This window comes from Pseudomonas sp. zjy_15, assembly GCF_043101865.1.
GTDB classification, from domain to species: domain Bacteria; phylum Pseudomonadota; class Gammaproteobacteria; order Pseudomonadales; family Pseudomonadaceae; genus Aquipseudomonas; species Aquipseudomonas putida_Y.
This window is the reverse complement of record NZ_JBICII010000112.1, coordinates 79,840-98,287: the sequence shown is the minus strand read 5'-3', so window position 1 is coordinate 98,287 and position 18,448 is coordinate 79,840. Positions and strand designations below refer to the sequence as shown.

The following is an 18,448-nucleotide window of genomic DNA, read 5'->3' as shown; positions in this document are numbered from 1 at the left end:
TGACTATGGTGCTTAGATGGGGCGGGGAGGGATGGGTTTCAATGGTTCGGGCGCAGCCTTGTGTCGCGATTGGGCTGCGCAGCAGCCCCAGAATCCATCCAGCATTCTAGATCGTTGGGGCAGCTGCGCGACCCAATCGCGACACAAGGCCGCTCCCACAGGGTTGAGCCTGCGGGAGCGGTGTAGCTTACTCAGCTAATTTGTAAGCGATGATGTAATCGCCCATCTTGGTGCCCAGCGAGCCATGGCCGCCGGCAGTCACCAGCACGTACTGCTTGCCGTCCTTGCCGGTGTAGCTCATCGGCGTGGCCTGGCCACCCGCTGGCAGGCGCGCTTTCCACAACTCCTTGCCGTTGTTCACGTCATAGGCGCGCAGGTACTGGTCGAGCGTGCCGCTGAGGAAGCCGACGCCACCGGCGGTGACGATCGAGCCACCCATGCTCGGCACGCCAATCGGCAGGCCGATCGGTAGCGGGGTGCTGTCGCGGGTGGTGCCGTTCTTGTGTTTCCATACCACCTTGTTGGTGAACAGGTCGATGGCGGCGACGTAGCCCCAGGCGGGTGCCTGGCACGGTACACCAAGCGGCGACATGAACGGATGCATGGTCACTGCATACGGTGCGCCGGTGTTCGGCTGCACGCCGCTGGTCTCGCTTTCGCGCTTGCTGCCTTCGGCAACCTGCTCACGCGGGATCATCTTCGACACGAACGCCATGTAGTTGGGCGAAGTGAACAGCAACTGGCGCACCGGGTCGACTGACACGCTGCCCCAGTTGAATACACCGACGTTGCCGGGGTAGACCAACGAACCTTGCTCGGATGGCGGGGTGTACTGGCCTTCGTAGCGCAGCTCGCGGAACTGAATGCGGCACAGCATCTGGTCGAAAGGCGTGGCGCCCCACATGGCCTGTTCGGTCAGCTCTGGGCCGAGCAGGTTGAGGTCGGAGCGGGCCTGGGTTGGCGAGGTGTGGTCGCCTTCCACTGCGCCTTGTGGGGTGGGGATCTCGCGGATCGGCACGATTGGCGTACCGTCGCGGCGGTCGAGCACGTACAGGCTGCCTTGCTTGGTCGGTACGATGATCGCCGGTTTCACACCATCGTCGGTTTTCAGGTGTACCAGGGTCGGCTGGCTGCCGACGTCCATGTCCCACAGGTCGTGATGGGTGAACTGGTAGTTCCAGCGTGCCTTGCCGGTGGCCAGGTCAAGTGCGACCACGCCGGCGCTGTACTTCTCGGCGCCCGGGGTGCGGTCGGCGCCCCACTGGTCCGGGGTCTGGTTGCCCAGCGGCAGGTAGATCATGCCAAGGTCTTCGTCGACGCTGGCGATCGACCACATGTTGGCCGAGTTGCGGCTATACATTTTGCCGGCAGCCAATGGCTTGGTGTCGTCCGGGTTGTTGCTGTCCCAGTTCCACACCAGGTGGCCGTCGTGCACGTCGTAGGCGCGGATCACCCCGGACGGCTCATTGGTCGACTCGTTGTCGGTGACGTGGCCACCGATGATCACCAGGTCACGGGTAATCGCAGCAGGTGAGGTGGAGTAATAGCCGCCGGCAGTGAACGGGCCGATGCCGGTGGTGAGGTCGATCACGCCCTGGTTGGCGAAGCCTTCGCAGACCTTGCCGTTGTCGGCGTTGATGGCGATCAGGCGGGCATCTGCGGTAGGCAGGTAGAGGCGACGTGGGCACGCTTGGGCCACGGCCTGGCCTGCGTCGGTAATTTTCGGCGCCGGGCTGCCGTCGCGGCTGACGTAGCGGTTTTCGTCATAGTACGAGACGCCACGGCACGTCATGTGGGCAAAGCCCTTGAAGGTGCCGGTCGGGCTCTTGACCTGCGGGTCGTAGCGCCAGATTTCCGCGCCTGTGTCCGGGTCCAGCGCCAGCAGGCGGCTGTGCGCGGTGCAGGCGTAGAGCATGCCGTTGACCTTCAGCGGGGTGTTCTGGTTAGTCAGCTCCACCGGGTCGTTTTCGGTGGGCAGATCACCGGTGCGAATGCGCCAGGCTTCTTCCAGACGGTAGGCGTTCTGCGGGGTGATCTGGCGCAGCGGCGAGTAGCGGTCGCCATGCTCGGTACGGCCGTAGGCCTGCCATTCGCCGTCGGGCATGGCCGGGGCGGCGCTGGCCATTTCGCTGCTGTCGCGGCCCAGTTCGCCGAACACTTCACCGGGATGGGTGAACTGGCTGGCCAGCGCGCAAGCGCCCGAAGCGACCACTGCCACGCCGAGCAGTGCAGTGTTGGCTTTGCTGGCTGGGCCGATCAGCGGGCGACGTGCCCACGGCAGTAGCAACACCACGCCGATGGCGAACCAGATAGCCAGCCGTGGCACCAGTTGCCACCAGTCCAGGCCTACTTCGAGCAGGGCCCACACGGTGCTGCCCAGCAGCACCAGGCCATACAGGCCCAGGGCGATCCGGCGTTGGGCCAGCAGCAGGATGCCCGACAGGGCAAAGCCGATACCGGCGATCAGGTAGTAAAGTGATCCGCCCAGCTGGCTCAGCTTGATACCGCCGGCCAGCAGGGCCAGGCCCATCAGCAACAGCAGCGCGCCAACCAGGCGCGGTAGCCAGCGGCTTCCTTGGTTCGCACCTTCAGTGCTCATCGTAGGTTCTCCGTCAGGTCAAAAAAGGGGTTAGAAACTGCTCTGGATCTTCAGGCCGCCGATCAGGGCGCCATCGACCTGCGACACCCCGCCCGGGTGGCGGATGTATTGCAGGTTGGGGCGTACCGTGAGCCAGTCGGCCAAATGGATGCCGTAGTACAGCTCGGCGCTGTACTCGGTGTCCTGCACTGGCAGGAAGCCTGGGTTGTCGTAGTCGTAGAGGCCGGCGGCCTGGTTGACCAGGCGGGCGTTCTTGCGATAGGCAGGGTTGACGTGCACGCGGGCCAGGGCGAAACCGATGTCGTCCTTGGCGCGGGCATTGAAGGGCCCTTTGTATACCAGTCCTGCCTGCACATAGTTGTCGATGGCATTGGTCTTCTTGTCATGCACCGTGGCGTTGGCGAACACGCTCAAGCCGCGCGACTGGTCGGACGCCAGCGAGGTGACCTGCTGCTGGGCGCCAATCCACAAGCCGTGCTTGCTCGAGCTGCTGCGGTAGGCGGCGCCGCTGAGGGCGGCCGGCTGACCGTTGCTGTCCTTGAGAACATCTTGTGCCTTGGCATTACTGTAGTAGTAGCCGGCACGATATTCCCCTTTCAAGCCTTGGATACGTGGGGTCCATACCAGTTCGAGCGGCATTACCGCACCCTGGGTGCCGCTGCCGCTGAGCTTGAAACCATTGCCAGATTCGAGGTTGGAAGGGTTCTGCTCGAAGACGCCGACCTGTGCGTACAGCTCAGGGGAAAGGTTGTAGCGCACGCGCAGGGCCCACTGGCTGACTGGCCAGTTGTACCAGATGCCACCCACCCAGTTGCCCACCTGCGAGCCGCAGAAGGCCAGGTTCTGGAAGTCGCAAGGGAAGCTGTTGAAGTCTTCGCCTTCACCGAAGCGGCCGAATTTCACATCCAGCGCACCATCGAAGTACTTCTGCTTGATCCACATCTGCGTCAGCCGCCAGGTTTCGCCGCGGCCCCAGACTTCCTGGGCGGAGGTGAAGCCGCCGACACGCGGGTCGTTGATGCGGTCGTTGCTGATGTTGTCGCCGTGGCGCTCGGTGACGGTCAGCTGGAGTTCGGTGTCGTGCCAGCCGAGGATCTTGTCCAGGTCCAGGTGGCTGCCAAAGGTGAACTGGTCGCTGTAGCGCGCGGTGCGGTCGTGGTCGTAGCCGCCGTGCAGGTTGCTGCCCATCTCGCCGGTGTAGCCAAGGGTGAAGTCGTAGCCTTTTTCCAGCAGTTCGCTGCGGGTTCCACCCCAGTCACCGAGCATCCACGGGGAGTCGCTGGCGAACATTTCGCTGGCGCTGGCGGGGGTTGCCAAGGCACTGAGGGCGAGGCCGATGTAACAGGTTTTAGGCAGTTGGAGCATGAGATAGCGCTATCTTTTGATTATTGAAAAAACGGCAAGCGCATCGAAGGGCGGGCCCCTCAATGGATATGGCGACAAGATTGTTCGATGAAGCGTTTCAGCTTGCGGCGGGGAGGATATAGGGGAAACTATAAGAAAAAAAGACAAATTGTCGCAGATGACTGTTGCTGAACGGGCAACAGTCGTCATTAATCGAGGCAGGTGTAGGAGCGGGTTCACCCGCGAATGCGCCGGTTGACCTACCATCGTATTCGCGGGTGAACCCGTTCCTACACCGATCTTCGTCGCTTGTGGTTCAGAAGGTGGTACGCAACCCGACTTCCACACTGCGCCCCGGCGCCGGTGCGATATCGCGCAGGATCGAACTGGCGTAGCGCACGGTCTGGTCGGTCAGGTTTTCGCCGCGCACAAACGCCAACCACTGGCTTTGACCAATGTCGAAGCGGTAGCCAACGCTGGCCCCCAGCGTGGTGTAGCCATCGGTGCTGGTTTCGTTGGCGGGTTTGCGGTGCTGCGATGCGGCATGTTGCACATCTACTCGCGCCTGCCAGCGGTCCAGCTCCCAGACCAGGCCGCTGTTCAGGCGTAGCGGGGCGATACGGGGCAGGGGCTCGCCACTGTCGAGGTTCTTGGCCCGGGTATAGTCACCGGACAGCTCCAGCGCGAAGCTGCCGTAACGATTCTCGGCCAGCTGCCAGCGGTCCTGGGCCTCGATGCCGTAGAAGCGCGCCCGCACGCCTTGGTACTGGTATTCCGGGAAGCCTTCATGGTCGTGATCGTGGTCATCCTCGTCATGGTCGTGATCATGCCCGCCCTCACGCAGGTTGCCGGTGCCGATCAGGCCGATGTAGTTGCGAAAGTGGCTGTAGAACACCCCGACACTGCCCTTGTGGGTGCCGTTGTCGAAGCGCAGCGCCAGGTCGGCGGAAATGGCCTTTTCCTTGTTCAGGCTGGCATCACCCACTTCAAAGGCGCCGGTGGCCACGTGGGCGCCGTTGGCATACAACTCGTAGAAGGTCGGGGCGCGCTCGGTGTAGCCGAGGTTGGCCGCCAGCGACCAGACCGGGTCGAGCTGGTACACCGCGCCAGAAGACAGGCTAAAGGCGTTGAAGCTGCTGGCGCTGTCGGCGTCAACGAAGTTCTCGTTGCCTTTGGCGTCCGGGTCTACGCGGGTATGCTCCATGCGCGCGCCCAGGTTGAGGTTCAGGCGCTCGTTGGCTTGCCACTGCTCGAGCATGAACAGTGCCACGCTGTCGGTATCGGTATGCGGGACGAAGGCTTCCTCGCCGAGGGCCGAAAACTCGTTACGGCTGACCTGGGCCCCAATGACCCCTTCCACTGGTCCGAGCGGTTGGTGGCGGGCTTCGATACGCGCTTCGTAGCCTTTGTTCTTGAAGGTGGTATGGACCTCGCCTTCTTCGATTTCTTTGTGCTCGTAGTCGGTGTAGCCGGCATCTACCTTGACCGAGCTGAATGGGCCGTCCAGATCGCGCAGTTCGGAGGCGAAGGCGTAGTGATCCTGTTTCATGTCCAGGCGCACGCCGGACTCGGCCACCGAGCCATAGTTGCTGTCGTAGCCGCTGTACGACAGGCCGGCGTAGCCGTGGTCCCAGTGGTAGGCACCACCGATTGCGCCGCCGTCCTGGCGACCGTCGCTGTTTTCCAGGCGGTGTTTGCTGCCGGGCTCGTCGGCATCGCGCACCTTGGCGCTGCGGGCGTAGCCAGGGATGCGCAGATCGTTGAACTGGCGGCTGTTGGCGTCCAGGTGCAGGGCGAAGGCACCGTTACCGGCCTCCAGCTTGCCAGCGCTGCTGCGAGTGGTGTCGGCACCGCCGTAACGCAGTTCGCCGGCACCGTGGATGCCCTCGATCGGAGCATCCGGAATGCGGTTGTCGAAGGTGTTGACCACCCCGCCAATGGCGTTGCCGCCGTAAAGCAGGGCGGCTGGGCCACGGACGATTTCGACGCGATCGACCGTCACCGGGTCCAGGGGCACGGCGTGGTCATAGGACAGCGACGAGGCATCCAGGGCGCCGACGCCGTTGCGCAGAATGCGGATGCGGTCGCCGTCCAGTCCGCGAATGACCGGTCGGCTCGCGCCAGGGCCAAACCAGGTAGAAGCGACACCGGGCTGCTTGTTCAGGGTTTCACCCAGGCTGCCGTGCTGTTGTTGCAGCAGGTTTTCGCCTTCGAGCACGGTGCTGGGGGCGGCCAGTTGGCGGTTACCCAACGGGTTGGCGGTGATGACCTGTGGTTCGAGTTCTACGGCCTGGCTGGGGGATGCAGCCAGCCAGAGTGCGATGGCAAGGGGGGAGAGGCGAAGCGGTGTGTGCAGCATGGGGATGGGGCGTTCCTTGGCAGATGCTTTTTAGTGTTACAACATAACATAACTATTCCATCACAGAGGTTTAGCCGCTGACCAGCGATTTTTCTGTCGACTCGACGGATCCCTCCCACCACTACACTCGTGTAAGGTGCGCATCTTTCCTACGGAGCACAGCATGAGCACGCCCCAACACAACGCGCTGCACGGCAAGACCCTTGAACAGATCCTCACCGAGCTGGTGGCGCATTACCAATGGCCTGGCCTGGCCGAGCGTATCGATGTGCGCTGCTTCAAGAGCAACCCGACCATCAAGTCGAGCCTGACGTTCCTGCGCAAAACACCGTGGGCGCGGGAAAAGGTCGAGCAGCTGTACGTGAAGCTGCAGCGCCAGGCCTGACATGTCGCGTCGCCCTTGGCTGACCGGCATGGCTGTGCTGGGCTGGTTCGGCCTGGCCGTGCAGGTGAACCTGGTGCTGCTGGCGCGTTGGCAGGAACAGGCCAGCCTGATTGGCGGCCTGATCAATGTGTTCGGCTACTTCACCGTGCTTACCAATACCCTGGTGGCGACGGTGCTCAGCTATGCCGCGTTCGGTCGGGAGGGTCGTGGCAAACGCTTTTTCCTGTCGCCCTCGGTAAGCTCTGCAGTGGCCGTCAGTATCGTGCTGGTGGCGCTGGCCTACAGCGTGCTGCTGCGCCATTTGTGGCAACCACAGGGTTGGCAATGGCTGGCGGACGAGTTGCTGCACGACGTGATGCCGGTGCTGTATGCCTTGTACTGGTGGTGCGAAGTGCCCAAGGGCAGTTTGCGGCTATGGCATTTGCTGGTGTGGGCGGTGTACCCGGCGGTCTACTTTGGTTATGCGCTGTGGCGGGGGAGCGAGATTGGCGTGTATGCCTACCCGTTTATCGATGTGGCGAGCCTGGGGTATGGGCAGGTGATGCTCAATGCGCTCGGGGTGCTGGCGGGTTTCTGGGGGATAGGGCTGGTGTTGCTTGGGCTGGATCGGTGGCGGGGGCTGCACAGACTGGCCTGACCTGTACCGGCCTCTTCGCGGGCAAGCCCGCTCCCGCAGAGAAATCACAAGCCCAGGGGCTGTGGTATTCGCTGTGGAAGCGGGAGACACGCGGCCGGGGTGTCAGCAGCGGGGCACAAGATTTCTGACATCCCCAAATGGCCTGGGCCGCGATGGCGTCTTAGTGCTTCTTCCCTTGCATGCTCGAAACCCATTGCTCGCTGCGACTATGCCCACTGGTCCTCAACACGCCCAGGTCCAGCGCATTTTCGCCATCCGCCGCCATTTTGCTTTTGGCTATCTCGGCGATTGCCGTGCCCAGGTCCACCGGTGAGTTGGACGCATCCAGCGACAGGTCTCGGCGATAGTCATTACCGCTTAGCGTTTCCTGGGTGATCGAGTTGGCGTCGAGCCTCACGTCACCCTTGGCCGACTGCAAGCGTGCCCCCACCAGATGAGCGTTGCCACCGACCTGCAGGTCTATGCCGTCGCTGCTTTTAAGCGTGGTCTGACGCGCCACGTTGTCGCGCTGTGCATGCGACACGTCGAGGCTGACGGTCGGCGAGAACCCTGGGTCTGCCTTGCTCAGGGCCGAACCGGCCGTTTTCTCGACCTTGCCTCCCAGCGGGCCAGCCACCGATTTGGCCGCGTTGACATAGCCCTGCGGGTTTTTCTCCTGGCTCAGCCTGACATCGCCCTTCACGCTCAGGGTGTCGACGCTGTCCTTGAGGCTGGCGATGCGCAGGTCACCGTCGATTGTGCCGCCAATATGCCCTGCATCCAGGGTGGCACTCTCGATGCGGGTATCGCCACGGCTTTGCAGGTCGATGCGCTCGGCGCGCAGGTCACTGGTATTCCAGGTGAGGTTGTCGCGCTTGTCGAGTTCAACCTTGAGCCGGCCATGCAGACCGCGGGTGTCCAACGCGCCCTTGGCCATGTTGAAACCGGCGCCGGCCGAGATGTCGAGGTTGTCGCGTCGCTCCTGGCTGGAAGAGGCTTCAACCAGCATGCCGCCATTCGAGGCGTCGAGGGTTATCTGTTCGGCCGAGGCCTGCAGACCTTGCAGGTGCAGGGCGATGTCCTCGCGGGCGCTGCTGCTCAGGGTCAGTGTGCCGTTGCTGGCAAACTGGGCATCGACCGCCTGCCGTGCTTGTTCGTCTTGCTTGCCGTGGCTGAAGTGGCCGCCGATGGCTCCCCCCTTGGTCTGGCCAGCCTTGGCCGCCAGCTCCATGCCGCCACCCAGGTTGCTGCCTGCGGCTTGCTGGGTATTGCTGGCCGCCTTGACCTGCAACTGGCCGCCACTTTGCACCTGTATGTCGCCGGCCTTGGCCTCGCGGCTACCAATGCGCGTGCCTTCGAGCAACAGGTCGCCTGTGCTGGTCAGCTTTACCTCGCCCTTGGCGTCGATTTGTGCCACTTGAGCCTTGCCCTGCGTGCTCAGCTTCTGGCCATGCTCCAGATAACCCCGGCCATCGACACCGGTGCTGCCCGGGCGGTTGCCGACTTTGGCCCAGGCATTGCCATCGAGCTGGCGTGACTGCTGTTCGGCCTGGTCGGTCGCCTGGGGTAAGGCCAGCGACCCGGCACTGTGCATGACCACGCTGCCTTCACCGCCATCGATGTGGGCCCCTTCGTAGCGGCCATCGCTGCCCAGCTGTACCTGGATACCCTGTTGCCCGTAAAGGCTGCCGGGCACAGCGCTGCTGGCAATATCCTTTTTATCCAGCGACCCTCCTTTGCCGGCGGCGCGTACATTCAAGTCCTCGCCGGTGCTGGTGTCCAGGCGCGCGTCGCCACCATAGGCCAGGCGTTGAACGGTGGTTTCCTGGGTATTTTCGGCGGCGCTCACCTGGTGCTGTTGCGCCTCGATCTTCAGCGAGCCGGCATTGGCCCGCCAGGCTGTGCCCTGGTCGGCCAGTGTCTCAGCCTTGACCTCGACCTTGGCTGCGGACAACTCGCTGACCTGAGCAATGCCACGGCGCTGGTTTTCCAGGCGCTTGAGGTGTTCAACCGTCATGTCGGCACCCACGCTGGGCGGCGCCATGGCGTCTTCGGGTGAGGCTTGCTGGAAGCGCGGGGCTTCCTCACCCAGCACCAGGCGCTCGATAGGGCGGGTCAGGTCGCGGTATTCGATACTGGCGCCCAGGCTACCCGACCAGTCGTCACGGGTTTGTTCATGTTCATGGGTATCCTGCACCGCACGGTTGTCGATGCGTTCGGCGGTCACCTGCAGGGTGTTGCCGGCCTCGACGTGCGCGGCCTCGGTGAGCAGTGCATCACTGCGCAATTTCAGATCGCCGCTGGCCTGCAACTCGCTGCGCTGCACCTTGCTTTCGCGTTCGGCTTGCACCTCGCGGTTGTGATGGCCTTCGAACAAACTGCCCAGACGGTCGATGCCACCGGTTACCGTCAGCCCGCCACCACTTTCGGTGGTGCTGGTGGCTGTGTCACGGTCGTTGCGGGTCGCCCCCAGTGTCACTTCCCGTGCCTGCACATCGAGGTCGCCAGCAGTGGCCTGGACCTTGCTGCCGTTGACCTGCAGGTGCGCGCCGCTGCTCATGCCCACCGAGGCGCCTTTGAGCTCACTGGCAACCTGGGTGGTCGCGCGCTGCTTGCCGGTGGTGGTAACGACCTCATAGGCCACGCCAGCCGCATACTGGCGGGACTCGGGCTTGCCATCCTCGGCTTCCTGGGTCTGTCTGGCGCTGGCCGTGAAACCGCGTTGTTGGTCGCGGGTTTCGCGTTCATCGACCGATTGCGCACTGCCAATCAGCAGGTCGCCTTTGGCCTCGACTTGCAGGTGCTTGCCAGCTTCGACCTTGGCGCCCTGGATGCGCATCTCTTCGGCGCTGGCCAGGCGCAGGTTGCTGGTCGAGCTGACGTCGCTGACCAGTACCTGCTGTTTGCGGTCCGTGCTTTCGTGCTTGCTGCCGATCAGGCCGAACAGCTTACTGTCGCTGGTGCGCTGGGTGGAGGTCGTGCTGCCATGGTCTGCCTCGATGGCCAGCGAGCCGTTCTCGCTGTAGAGCACCGCGTCCTGTTTGCCGAACACGGTGCTGCCTTTGATGGCAACCTGGTCGGCTCTCACGGTGAGCTCGCCATCGCTGGTTACCGTGCTGCCCGCGACGACCTGGCCCTCGGTGTCGTTACCTTTGCGGTCACCAAAGAATGTGCCGGACACCAGGTCGCCTCGGTAGTCGCGTTGGGTGCCGTGTTCCTGCAGGGTGGTGGTGCCGATGTCTGCCTGTTTTGCCTGGATAGCCAGATCGCCGCGGCTGTGCAGGCTGCTGCCCTGCACGTTGAGGTTGTCGCTTGCCTTTATCGACATGTGCCCGGCGCTCAGGGTACTGCCCTTTGCGGTTTCCTTGAGCTGATCGCGATCGCTGTCACCGCGCCATAAATCCTTGCGATGACGCACCTGCTGTTCGGTGCGTTTACTATCGATGCCGGCGATGATGTCCAGGCCGGCACCGCTGTCGACCGTCAGCTCGTTACCGGCGTCCACCTTCGCTGCGGTCATGCGCATGTCGTCGCCGGACTGCAGCAGCACGCTGTCAGTGCCCAGCAATTGGCTGCCCTGTTGCTGCTGGTGGGTGGTGGTGGTCTTGCTGTTGTAGGTTTCGCGGGTGACGAACCAGAACTTCTTGTTCCAGCTATCACTGTCGTGCTTGATGTGCTCGATTGTCTTGGCATCCAGTGTGAGCTTCTTGCCGGCCCTTGCTTCGATTCGCTGGGCCTGGCCGTCAACCGTTTCAAGCATCAGGTCATCGGCAGCGGTGAGTTTCAGTAGGCCACGCTCGCTGCGCAGCTCGGTCGGGCGGTCGCCAGTGCCGCTGACATGCAGGCCCCCGGCCGAGCTGATGTCGACCCCCTCGGTGCCCAGAATCTGCGAGGCCCCCACACGCACACCCGCGCCTTCGGCAGTACTTACCACACGGATACGCCCGGCGCGCATGGCGCCGAACAGGCTGGCGTCAATGCTCGAAGAGGGGCTGGGCAGGTGTTCGAGCACCTCGCCGCTGCGGCTGTCGATACGGTTGCGACCGACGGTGATGTCGAGCGTTTCGCTGGCCATGAGCAGGCCTTTGCTGTCCACGCGCGGTGCGATCAGTTCGAGTGCGCCACCGGCATTGCTCTGGCCATGCTCAAGTACCTGCAGGGTCCCACTGGCAGTGAGCGTATCGAGGTACCTGAGCTGCTGCTCCTCGAATTGCGGGGTGCCCACCACGAAGCCCGCGCGGGTGGTGTTGATGAAACTGCCGCCGTTGAGGGTGATGCCATTGGGGTTGGCCAGGATGTAGTCGGCCGGGCGCCCGAAGATTTCCTGTGGCCCCTCGATCAGCGAGGCGTTGCGGCTGACCACTTCGTTAAGAATGGTCGAGGCGGCCTGGCCCTGAAACTGCGGGTTGGCCGCCAGGGCACCGGCCAGTTGCGATTGCCCGGCTGCGGTGGCGTTGTTCAGCACCAGGCCTGGGGTGCCAACGTTGTAGTCGATGAACTGGTTATGTGACAGCCCCCTGGCGTTGGGCGGCACGATGTCGATGACCGGTACCCCGTGGCCGTTGTGGATGACCGGGGTACCCCCGGGGCCGCTGGCTGCTTCCAGCCCGGTCTGAGCCAGTGCGGCGCTGGGCCCGAACACCGCGAAGAAGATTGCCCAGCGCAAGGTATCCGGGCGAACAGGCGGTAACTGCGAGAGTGTTTGCATTTTCTCGTTCTCTTTGTTGTGGGTGAATCAGATGCTCAGTGTCCAGTCCAGTACCCAGAAGCCGGGCTCCAGCCGCGGGCGGGGCAGGTCGCTGGTGTACAGGGCGCGTTGGTAGTCCAGGCGCAGGCGGCTGCCGGGCAGGGTCAGCTCCAACCCTGCGGCGGCCCCGGCCAGGCGCTGTGACGGTTTGCCTTCGGCGGTGCGAACCCAGCCCTGGTCCAGGCCGATGTAGGGGCGTATCTCGAAGGGGGGGGCCCAGGTCAGCGGCAGCGCTTGGCTGAACGTATTGCGCCAGACGGCGCTGCTGGCACCGGAGTAAGTGTGCAGACGAAAGCCGCGGACAGCCGAATCGTCGCTCACCAGCAGCTGTTCGACGGCAGGCAACAGGTCGCGGCTGTACTGCAGGGCCAACTCGCTCTGCCAGCGCCAAGGGTTGGGTGCCGGGCCCTGACGCAGGTGCAGCAGGTTGGCGCGGTATTTGCGAAAGTCCGGGCGCAGGCGTTGAGCACCCAACGGCGAACGGTCGGCACCCAATGCGTCAATGCCTTGGGCAACGCCGAAGTAGCCGTTCCACAAGCCACTTTCGAGCCACAGCAGGTTGATCCCGGCCTCTACCGTGGTCAGCGTCGGGCTCTGCTGGACGATAACCGCGCCAGCGCTGCGGTTGACCAGTTGCTTGCGGTCCAGCCGGGCACTGGCGCTGAGCAGGCCTTGCTGGTTGCGCCACAACACCCGCTCGATACTCAGGCCCTGATAGCTGCTGCTGCCGTCGACAGCCTTGTCGCTGTAGGGGAGGGGGGCTTGATAACGTAGCTGGCTGGCGCTGAGGGCAAAGGTCCAGGCGCCATAGGGGATGCTGTAGTACAGCGACATGCCTTGGCTTTGGCCGGGCGTATCGAGCACCGTGCTGGTCAACGACAGGCGCAGCTCATCATTGAGGCCAAGCGGGCTGTCCAGGCCAATACCGAGGTTGAGGCGGTGGCGGCCGGTCAGCTCGCTGCCCCGGTTGTCGAAGCGGCTGTCCAGGTGCCAGCGTGAACCAACCTTGCCTGGCTGCACGACCACGCGGGTGCCGCCCTGCAGTTCGCCGGGCAGCAGGGTGGCGCCCAGCTCATAGGCGCGTAGGCGGTTGAGCTGGTCCAGGCCTTGCTCAAGGTCGGGCAGGTACAGTGGCTGCCCGAGCAGGCCAGGGAAGGCGCTGGAGAGGGACAACGGCAAGTCGGGGCCTGCCAGTTCGATGGTTTCGACAAAACCTTCGACAATGACGATGTCCAGCGGCATGCCCTCTTCTGGGGGCTGCCGCAGGTAGGGTCGGCTGGTTGGGTAGCCGGCTTGAACATAGCGTTGGGTGATGGCTTTGAGCAGCCGGTTGATGTCGGCGATGCCCATGCAGGCAGGTGTGAAAGCACGGAGCGTCGGCGCCAGTGCCGAGCTCGAAAGCCGGTGCATGCCAGCCACGCGCACGCCATCGACTGCCCAGCAGTGATCGTCGTGGGGGTGGCGGGAAGTGGTGTTGGTCGGTTCAGCCGGGACGGGGATACGCTGCCAGCGTTCCAGCCGCTGCTGTTGCTCCAGCTGCCGCAGCCCCTGCTGCTGATCGCGCAGTTGCTGGCTGGCAGGGTCGTCGGCCAGCACCTGGGGAATGGACAGCAGGCCTGAAAGGCAACTGGCCGACAGCCAATGGGCGATGCGGTGAATCAGGCACGGCATTGAAGCACCCCGCAAATGATGTACGGTTTTCGTACTCGTCTGCGTGGATGCTAAAAATTAAGTCATTCGCCTGGATGCAGTACCCTGCCTAAGCACCTGTAAGGCAGGTTCTCGCAAAACGGTGGGAAGGTTCCTACAACCGTTGCCGGAAGGCCCTATATCAAGGCCGGATCTCGATCAGCGTTCCATCCCGTACCAGATCCCACACTTCCTGCATGTCGCGGTTGCGCATGGCGATGCAACCATCCGTCCAGTCCAGGGTATGGAAGTACCATTCCGGGTATTCATCGTTGATCGGCGTGCCGTGAATCATGATCATGCTGCCGGCATTCACCCCTGCCCGGGTCGCGCGGGCGGCATCGCTGATGTTCGGATAGTTGATGTGCATGGCCAGGTTGAAGCGGTCGCTCTGCTTGCGCCAGTCCAGCCAGTACAAGCCCTCTGGGGTTTTCTTGTCGCCTTCGCGTTCCTTGGCACCCTTGGGCTGCTTGCCCAGCGAGATGCGGTAGGTTTTCAGCGGCTCGCCACGGCTGATCAGCTGCAGCCGGCGCTCGGACTTGATCACCAGCACCTTGTCGATCAACGGTTGCATGGCTTGCTGCGAAGGCGATGGGGATTGCGCTGCCGGCACGGGCTTGCGGATGATGGTTTCGGTGAAGGCCGCCTGGGACACCGAGGTAACGCAAAGGCAGAAGAAGGCAAGCAACCAGCGCATGGAACAGTATCCCTGAAGGCTTTTAGGTGTGTGGCGACACGTTCATCGGCGGCAGGTATTCATGGCCTATGGGGTAGTGCTGGCCGATGCGGTCGCGATAGTAGCATTCTAGTGTGCGGGTGACGGTGCGGAAAGCCAGCTCGTCCCACGGTATCTCATGTTCTTCGAACAGGCGTACCTCCAGGCTTTCCACACCGACGGCAAAGTCCAGGTCCGCCAACTCGGCGCGAAAGAACACATGCACCTGGCTGATGTGCGGTAGATCGAACAGCTGGTACAGGGATGTCGGCCCGACCCGGGCGCAGGCTTCCTCGACGGTTTCGCGACGCGCGGCCTGGTCGAGGGTTTCGCCGTTTTCCATGAAACCGGCGGGCAGGGTCCAGAAGCCCCGGCGCGGTTCGATGGCGCGGCGGCACAGCAACACCTGGCTACCCCAGGTCGGCAACACGCCGGCCACGATGTTGGGGTTCTGGTAGTGGATGGTCTGGCAAGAGCCGCAGACGTACCGCAGGCGGCTGTCGCCCTCGGGGATCTGCTGAGTGACCGGTTGGCCGCACGCGCTGCAGAATTTCATGTGTGGTTCCTTATGTTCAAGGCTATCTTGGCGCGGCCACCGTGCCGCCGCAAGCGCTGGGGCTTGGGTGCTTCGCGGCTTTGGTGCATCATGCAACACAGGACCTGGATACGAGCGTGCGCAATGCTGGACGAGCTACTTCGCCGAATGAGCAACCACCAACCCGCGTCATTGGAAACCGACAGACGGTTCCCTGAAGCGGCGGTCCTCTTGCCCATTACCCGCAGCGAAGCGCCCGAACTGGTTTTGACCCTGCGCGCCAAGGGTCTGTCTACCCACGGTGGTGAAGTGGCCTTTCCCGGTGGCCGTCGGGACCCGGAAGACCCGGACCTGGTGTTTACTGCCCTGCGCGAGGCTGAAGAAGAAATAGGCCTGCCCCCTGGCCTGGTGGAGGTGATTGGCCCGCTCAGTCCGCTGATCTCGCTACATGGCCTGAAAGTGACGCCATTCGTCGGGCTTATTCCCGACTTCGTCGAATATCGCGCCAATGATGCCGAGATTGCGGCAGTGTTCACCGTGCCGCTGGAGTTCTTCCGCCAGGACCCGCGTGACCATACCCACCGTATCGATTACCAGGGCCGTAGCTGGTTCGTGCCAAGCTATCGCTATGGCGAATACAAGATCTGGGGGTTGTCGGCGATCATGATCGTCGAGTTGGTCAACCTGCTGTTCGATGCCGGTATCAGCCTGCATCAGCCGCCGGAGCGTTACATCAAAAATTGAGCGGGGCCTGACCCGCCGTCTGCGTCGCAGCCTGAGGAACAAGCATGAAATATCGCCTGGGTGACCTGCGGGTCGAGAGCCACCCCACCAGTTGGACCGCACCCAACGCCACGCTCATTGGCAGCGTGCGCCTGCAAGCCAATGCCAGTGTGTGGTTTGGCGCGGTGTTGCGCGGGGATAACGAGCTGATCGATATCGGCGAAGGCAGCAACGTGCAGGATGGCACGGTGATGCACACTGACATGGGCTCGCCACTGACGTTGGGCAAGGGCGTGACCGTTGGCCACAACGCCATGTTGCATGGCTGCACGGTGGGCGACTTCAGCCTGGTCGGTATCAACGCAGTGATCCTCAATGGTGCGCGCATCGGCAAACACTGCATCATCGGCGCCAACGCACTGATTGCCGAGGGCAAGGAAATCCCGGATGGTTCGCTGGTGATGGGCTCGCCGGGCAAGGTGGTACGCGAACTGACCGAGCAGCAGAAGCGCATGCTTGAAGCCAGTGCCGCACATTACGTGCACAATGCCCAGCGCTATGCGCGGGATCTGGTGGTTGATGATGAGTGAAGTGGTCGAGCGGCCGGTGGCTTCGCCGTGTGTGAGCATTTGTGCGCTGGACGAGCAGGATATCTGCACCGGCTGCCAGCGTACCGTGGCGGAGATTGGCCGCTGGGGGCGGATGGACAATGCTGAGCGCCGGGCGGTGCTCAAGCGTTGCCATGAACGGGCAGTAGAAGCCGGCCTCATCTTGCAGGCCTGACGCGAACCCTGTAGGAGCGGGTTTACCCGCGAACACCGGCGAAGCCGGTGCCATGCACCGCAGTGGCAGCTTCGCGGGCACGCCCGCTCCCACAGGTACAGCGACAGCCTTGAGGGCTGCACAACATCTGTGGGAGCGGGTTTACCCGCGAACGGCCCAGCGGTAATCTGTACGGCTTGCCCACAGACAGCCCGCCATGTTCTATCTGATTGCCTACATCAGCAGCGTAGTGCTGATCAACTACGCCTTCTCCAGTGCCCCGCACCTGGACATCATCTGGTCCGCCTGGGGCGGCCTGGTGTTTATCCTGCGCGACATGGTGCAGACCCGCTTCGGTCATGGCGCGCTGTTCGCCATGCTGGTGGCACTGGTGCTGTCCTATGTCACTTCGGAGCCGGCGATCGCGCTGGCCAGCGCCAACGCATTTTTCATTTCCGAACTGATCGACTGGCTGGTGTTCAGCATCACCCGTCGACCCCTGCGCGACCGCCTGTGGCTCAGCTCGGCGCTGAGCATCCCGGTGGATACCTTCATTTTCTTCGGCATGATCGGCGCGCTGACCCCGGCAGTGATCGGCACCGCGATGGCCTCGAAGTTCGCCGGTGTAACCGCGGTGTGGCTGGCCATGGCATTTCGCGCCCGGCGGGCTGCCGTGGCCGGTTGATGGTGTAGAATAGCGGTCCTTTTTCAGCGGGTGGCGTCTAGCCTGGCGCGGCCCCGGTTGCCTTCGAGGACCTGAAATGACCCGTATCGGAACCCCATTGTCGCCCACCGCGACCCGTGTACTGCTCTGCGGCTGTGGCGAGCTGGGCAAGGAAGTGGTAATCGAACTGCAGCGCCTGGGCGTCGAAGTAATCGCCGTCGACCGTTACGCCAATGCACCGGCAATGCAGGTGGCGCACCGCAGCCATGTGGTCAACATGCTCGATGGCGTTGCCCTGCGCGCGGTGATCGAAGCCGAGAAGCCGCATTACATCGTTCCGGAAATCGAAGCCATCGCCACCGCCACCCTGGTCGAGCTGGAAAACGAAGGTTTCACCGTGGTGCCGACCGCCCGCGCCACCCAGTTGACCATGAACCGCGAAGGCATCCGCCGCCTGGCTGCCGAAGAGCTGGACCTGCCAACCTCGCCGTACCACTTCGCCGACACCTATGAAGACTACGCCAAGGCCGTAGCCGACCTGGGTTACCCGTGCGTGGTCAAACCGGTGATGAGCTCGTCGGGCAAGGGCCAGAGCCTGCTGCGCAGCGATGCTGACCTGCAGACGTCGTGGGACTATGCCCAGGAAGGCGGCCGCGCTGGCAAGGGCCGGGTGATCGTCGAGGGTTTCATCGACTTCGAGTATGAAATTACCCTGCTGACTGTGCGCCACGTGGGCGGCACCACCTTCCTCGAGCCCGTCGGCCACCGTCAGGAGAAGGGCGATTACCAGGAGTCCTGGCAGCCACAGGCCATGAGCCCGAAGGCGCTGGCCGAATCGCAGCGCGTGGCCAAGGCGGTCACCGATGCCCTCGGCGGTCGTGGCCTGTTTGGTGTGGAGCTGTTCGTGAAGGGCGACCAGGTGTGGTTCAGCGAAGTGTCGCCGCGCCCGCATGACACCGGTCTGGTCACCCTGATTTCCCAGGACCTGTCGCAATTCGCCCTGCATGCCCGCGCCATTCTCGGCCTGCCGATTCCGGTGGTGCGTCAGTTCGGCCCGTCGGCTTCGGCAGTGATCTTGCCCGAAGGCCAGTCCCAACAGACCAGCTTCGCCAACCTGGGCGCAGCGCTGAGCGAGCCGGATACCGCCATTCGCCTGTTCGGCAAGCCGGAAATCAATGGCACCCGCCGCATGGGTGTGTGCCTGGCGCGTGACGAATCGGTCGAACTGGCGCGGGCCAAGGCGACCCGTGCTTCGCAGGCGGTCAAGGTCGAGTTCTGATCCGAGAGTGCTGGGCTGCTTTGCAGCCCTA

14 protein-coding genes are annotated in these 18,448 nt (G+C 63.3%); 7 read left to right on the top strand and 7 right to left on the bottom strand.

Translation table 11 applies throughout. From position 1 onward, the window contains the following. Positions 1-187 precede the first annotated feature (187 nt). From ACF8EF_RS22055 to ACF8EF_RS22045, 3 genes are all read right to left on the bottom strand, one after another. Entirely contained in the window at positions 188-2,599 is a 2,412-nt protein-coding gene (locus ACF8EF_RS22055; RefSeq protein WP_176682693.1) for a glucose/quinate/shikimate family membrane-bound PQQ-dependent dehydrogenase, read from the bottom strand. A gap of 30 nt (positions 2,600-2,629) precedes the next feature. After that, complete coding sequence (locus ACF8EF_RS22050; protein ID WP_392460541.1) at positions 2,630-3,964, bottom strand: carbohydrate porin; 1,335 nt, start codon at positions 3,962-3,964, stop codon at positions 2,630-2,632. Between the two features lie 295 nt (positions 3,965-4,259). Further along, positions 4,260-6,302 carry a TonB-dependent receptor gene (locus ACF8EF_RS22045; RefSeq protein WP_392460540.1) on the bottom strand — a complete coding sequence of 681 codons (2,043 nt, stop codon included), beginning with the start codon at positions 6,300-6,302 and terminating at the stop codon, positions 4,260-4,262. Positions 6,303-6,465: 163 nt separating this feature from the next. Here ACF8EF_RS22045 and ACF8EF_RS22040 point away from each other — a divergent pair, with 163 nt between their 5' ends. Both ACF8EF_RS22040 and ACF8EF_RS22035 read left to right on the top strand, forming a co-directional pair. Next, positions 6,466-6,687, top strand: coding sequence for a VF530 family DNA-binding protein (locus tag ACF8EF_RS22040; RefSeq protein ID WP_392460539.1), 222 nt, complete (start codon positions 6,466-6,468; stop codon positions 6,685-6,687). Between the two features lies 1 nt (position 6,688). Next, positions 6,689-7,324, top strand: coding sequence for a Pr6Pr family membrane protein (locus tag ACF8EF_RS22035; RefSeq protein ID WP_209963811.1), 636 nt, complete (start codon positions 6,689-6,691; stop codon positions 7,322-7,324). Positions 7,325-7,484: 160 nt separating this feature from the next. On the opposite strand, the gene ACF8EF_RS22030 is transcribed toward ACF8EF_RS22035, so the two are convergent. From ACF8EF_RS22030 to ACF8EF_RS22015, 4 genes are all read right to left on the bottom strand, one after another. Continuing rightward, entirely contained in the window at positions 7,485-12,011 is a 4,527-nt protein-coding gene (locus ACF8EF_RS22030; RefSeq protein WP_392460536.1) for a hemagglutinin repeat-containing protein, read from the bottom strand. 27 nt (positions 12,012-12,038) lie between these two features. Next, entirely contained in the window at positions 12,039-13,721 is a 1,683-nt protein-coding gene (locus ACF8EF_RS22025; RefSeq protein WP_392460535.1) for a ShlB/FhaC/HecB family hemolysin secretion/activation protein, read from the bottom strand. Positions 13,722-13,881: 160 nt separating this feature from the next. Continuing rightward, entirely contained in the window at positions 13,882-14,436 is a 555-nt protein-coding gene (locus tag ACF8EF_RS22020; RefSeq protein WP_176682698.1) for a murein L,D-transpeptidase family protein, read from the bottom strand. A 22-nt stretch (positions 14,437-14,458) separates the two neighbouring features. Beyond that, positions 14,459-15,010 (bottom strand): NUDIX hydrolase, encoded by a 552-nt coding sequence (locus ACF8EF_RS22015; RefSeq protein ID WP_021785719.1) that lies wholly within the window; start codon positions 15,008-15,010, stop codon positions 14,459-14,461. A gap of 123 nt (positions 15,011-15,133) precedes the next feature. On the opposite strand from ACF8EF_RS22015, the gene ACF8EF_RS22010 reads away from it, so the two are divergent. The 5 genes from ACF8EF_RS22010 (at position 15,134) to purT (ending at position 18,417) form a co-directional block, all read left to right on the top strand. Then, positions 15,134-15,733 carry a CoA pyrophosphatase gene (locus tag ACF8EF_RS22010; protein WP_176682699.1) on the top strand — a complete coding sequence of 200 codons (600 nt, stop codon included), beginning with the start codon at positions 15,134-15,136 and terminating at the stop codon, positions 15,731-15,733. Between the two features lie 44 nt (positions 15,734-15,777). Then, positions 15,778-16,302: a gamma carbonic anhydrase family protein gene (locus tag ACF8EF_RS22005; protein WP_103443794.1), complete on the top strand. Its 525-nt coding sequence runs from the start codon at positions 15,778-15,780 to the stop codon at positions 16,300-16,302. Then, complete coding sequence (locus tag ACF8EF_RS22000; RefSeq protein ID WP_209963821.1) at positions 16,292-16,495, top strand: DUF1289 domain-containing protein; 204 nt, start codon at positions 16,292-16,294, stop codon at positions 16,493-16,495. Before ACF8EF_RS22005 ends, ACF8EF_RS22000 begins: the two co-directional genes overlap by 11 nt. A 196-nt stretch (positions 16,496-16,691) precedes the next feature. Beyond that, positions 16,692-17,159, top strand: a complete 468-nt coding sequence (locus tag ACF8EF_RS21995; protein WP_392460534.1) for a preQ0 transporter — start codon at positions 16,692-16,694, stop codon at positions 17,157-17,159. A 76-nt stretch (positions 17,160-17,235) separates the two neighbouring features. Beyond that, positions 17,236-18,417 carry a formate-dependent phosphoribosylglycinamide formyltransferase gene (gene purT / locus ACF8EF_RS21990; RefSeq protein WP_392460533.1) on the top strand — a complete coding sequence of 394 codons (1,182 nt, stop codon included), beginning with the start codon at positions 17,236-17,238 and terminating at the stop codon, positions 18,415-18,417. The last annotated feature ends 31 nt before the right edge of the window (positions 18,418-18,448 follow it).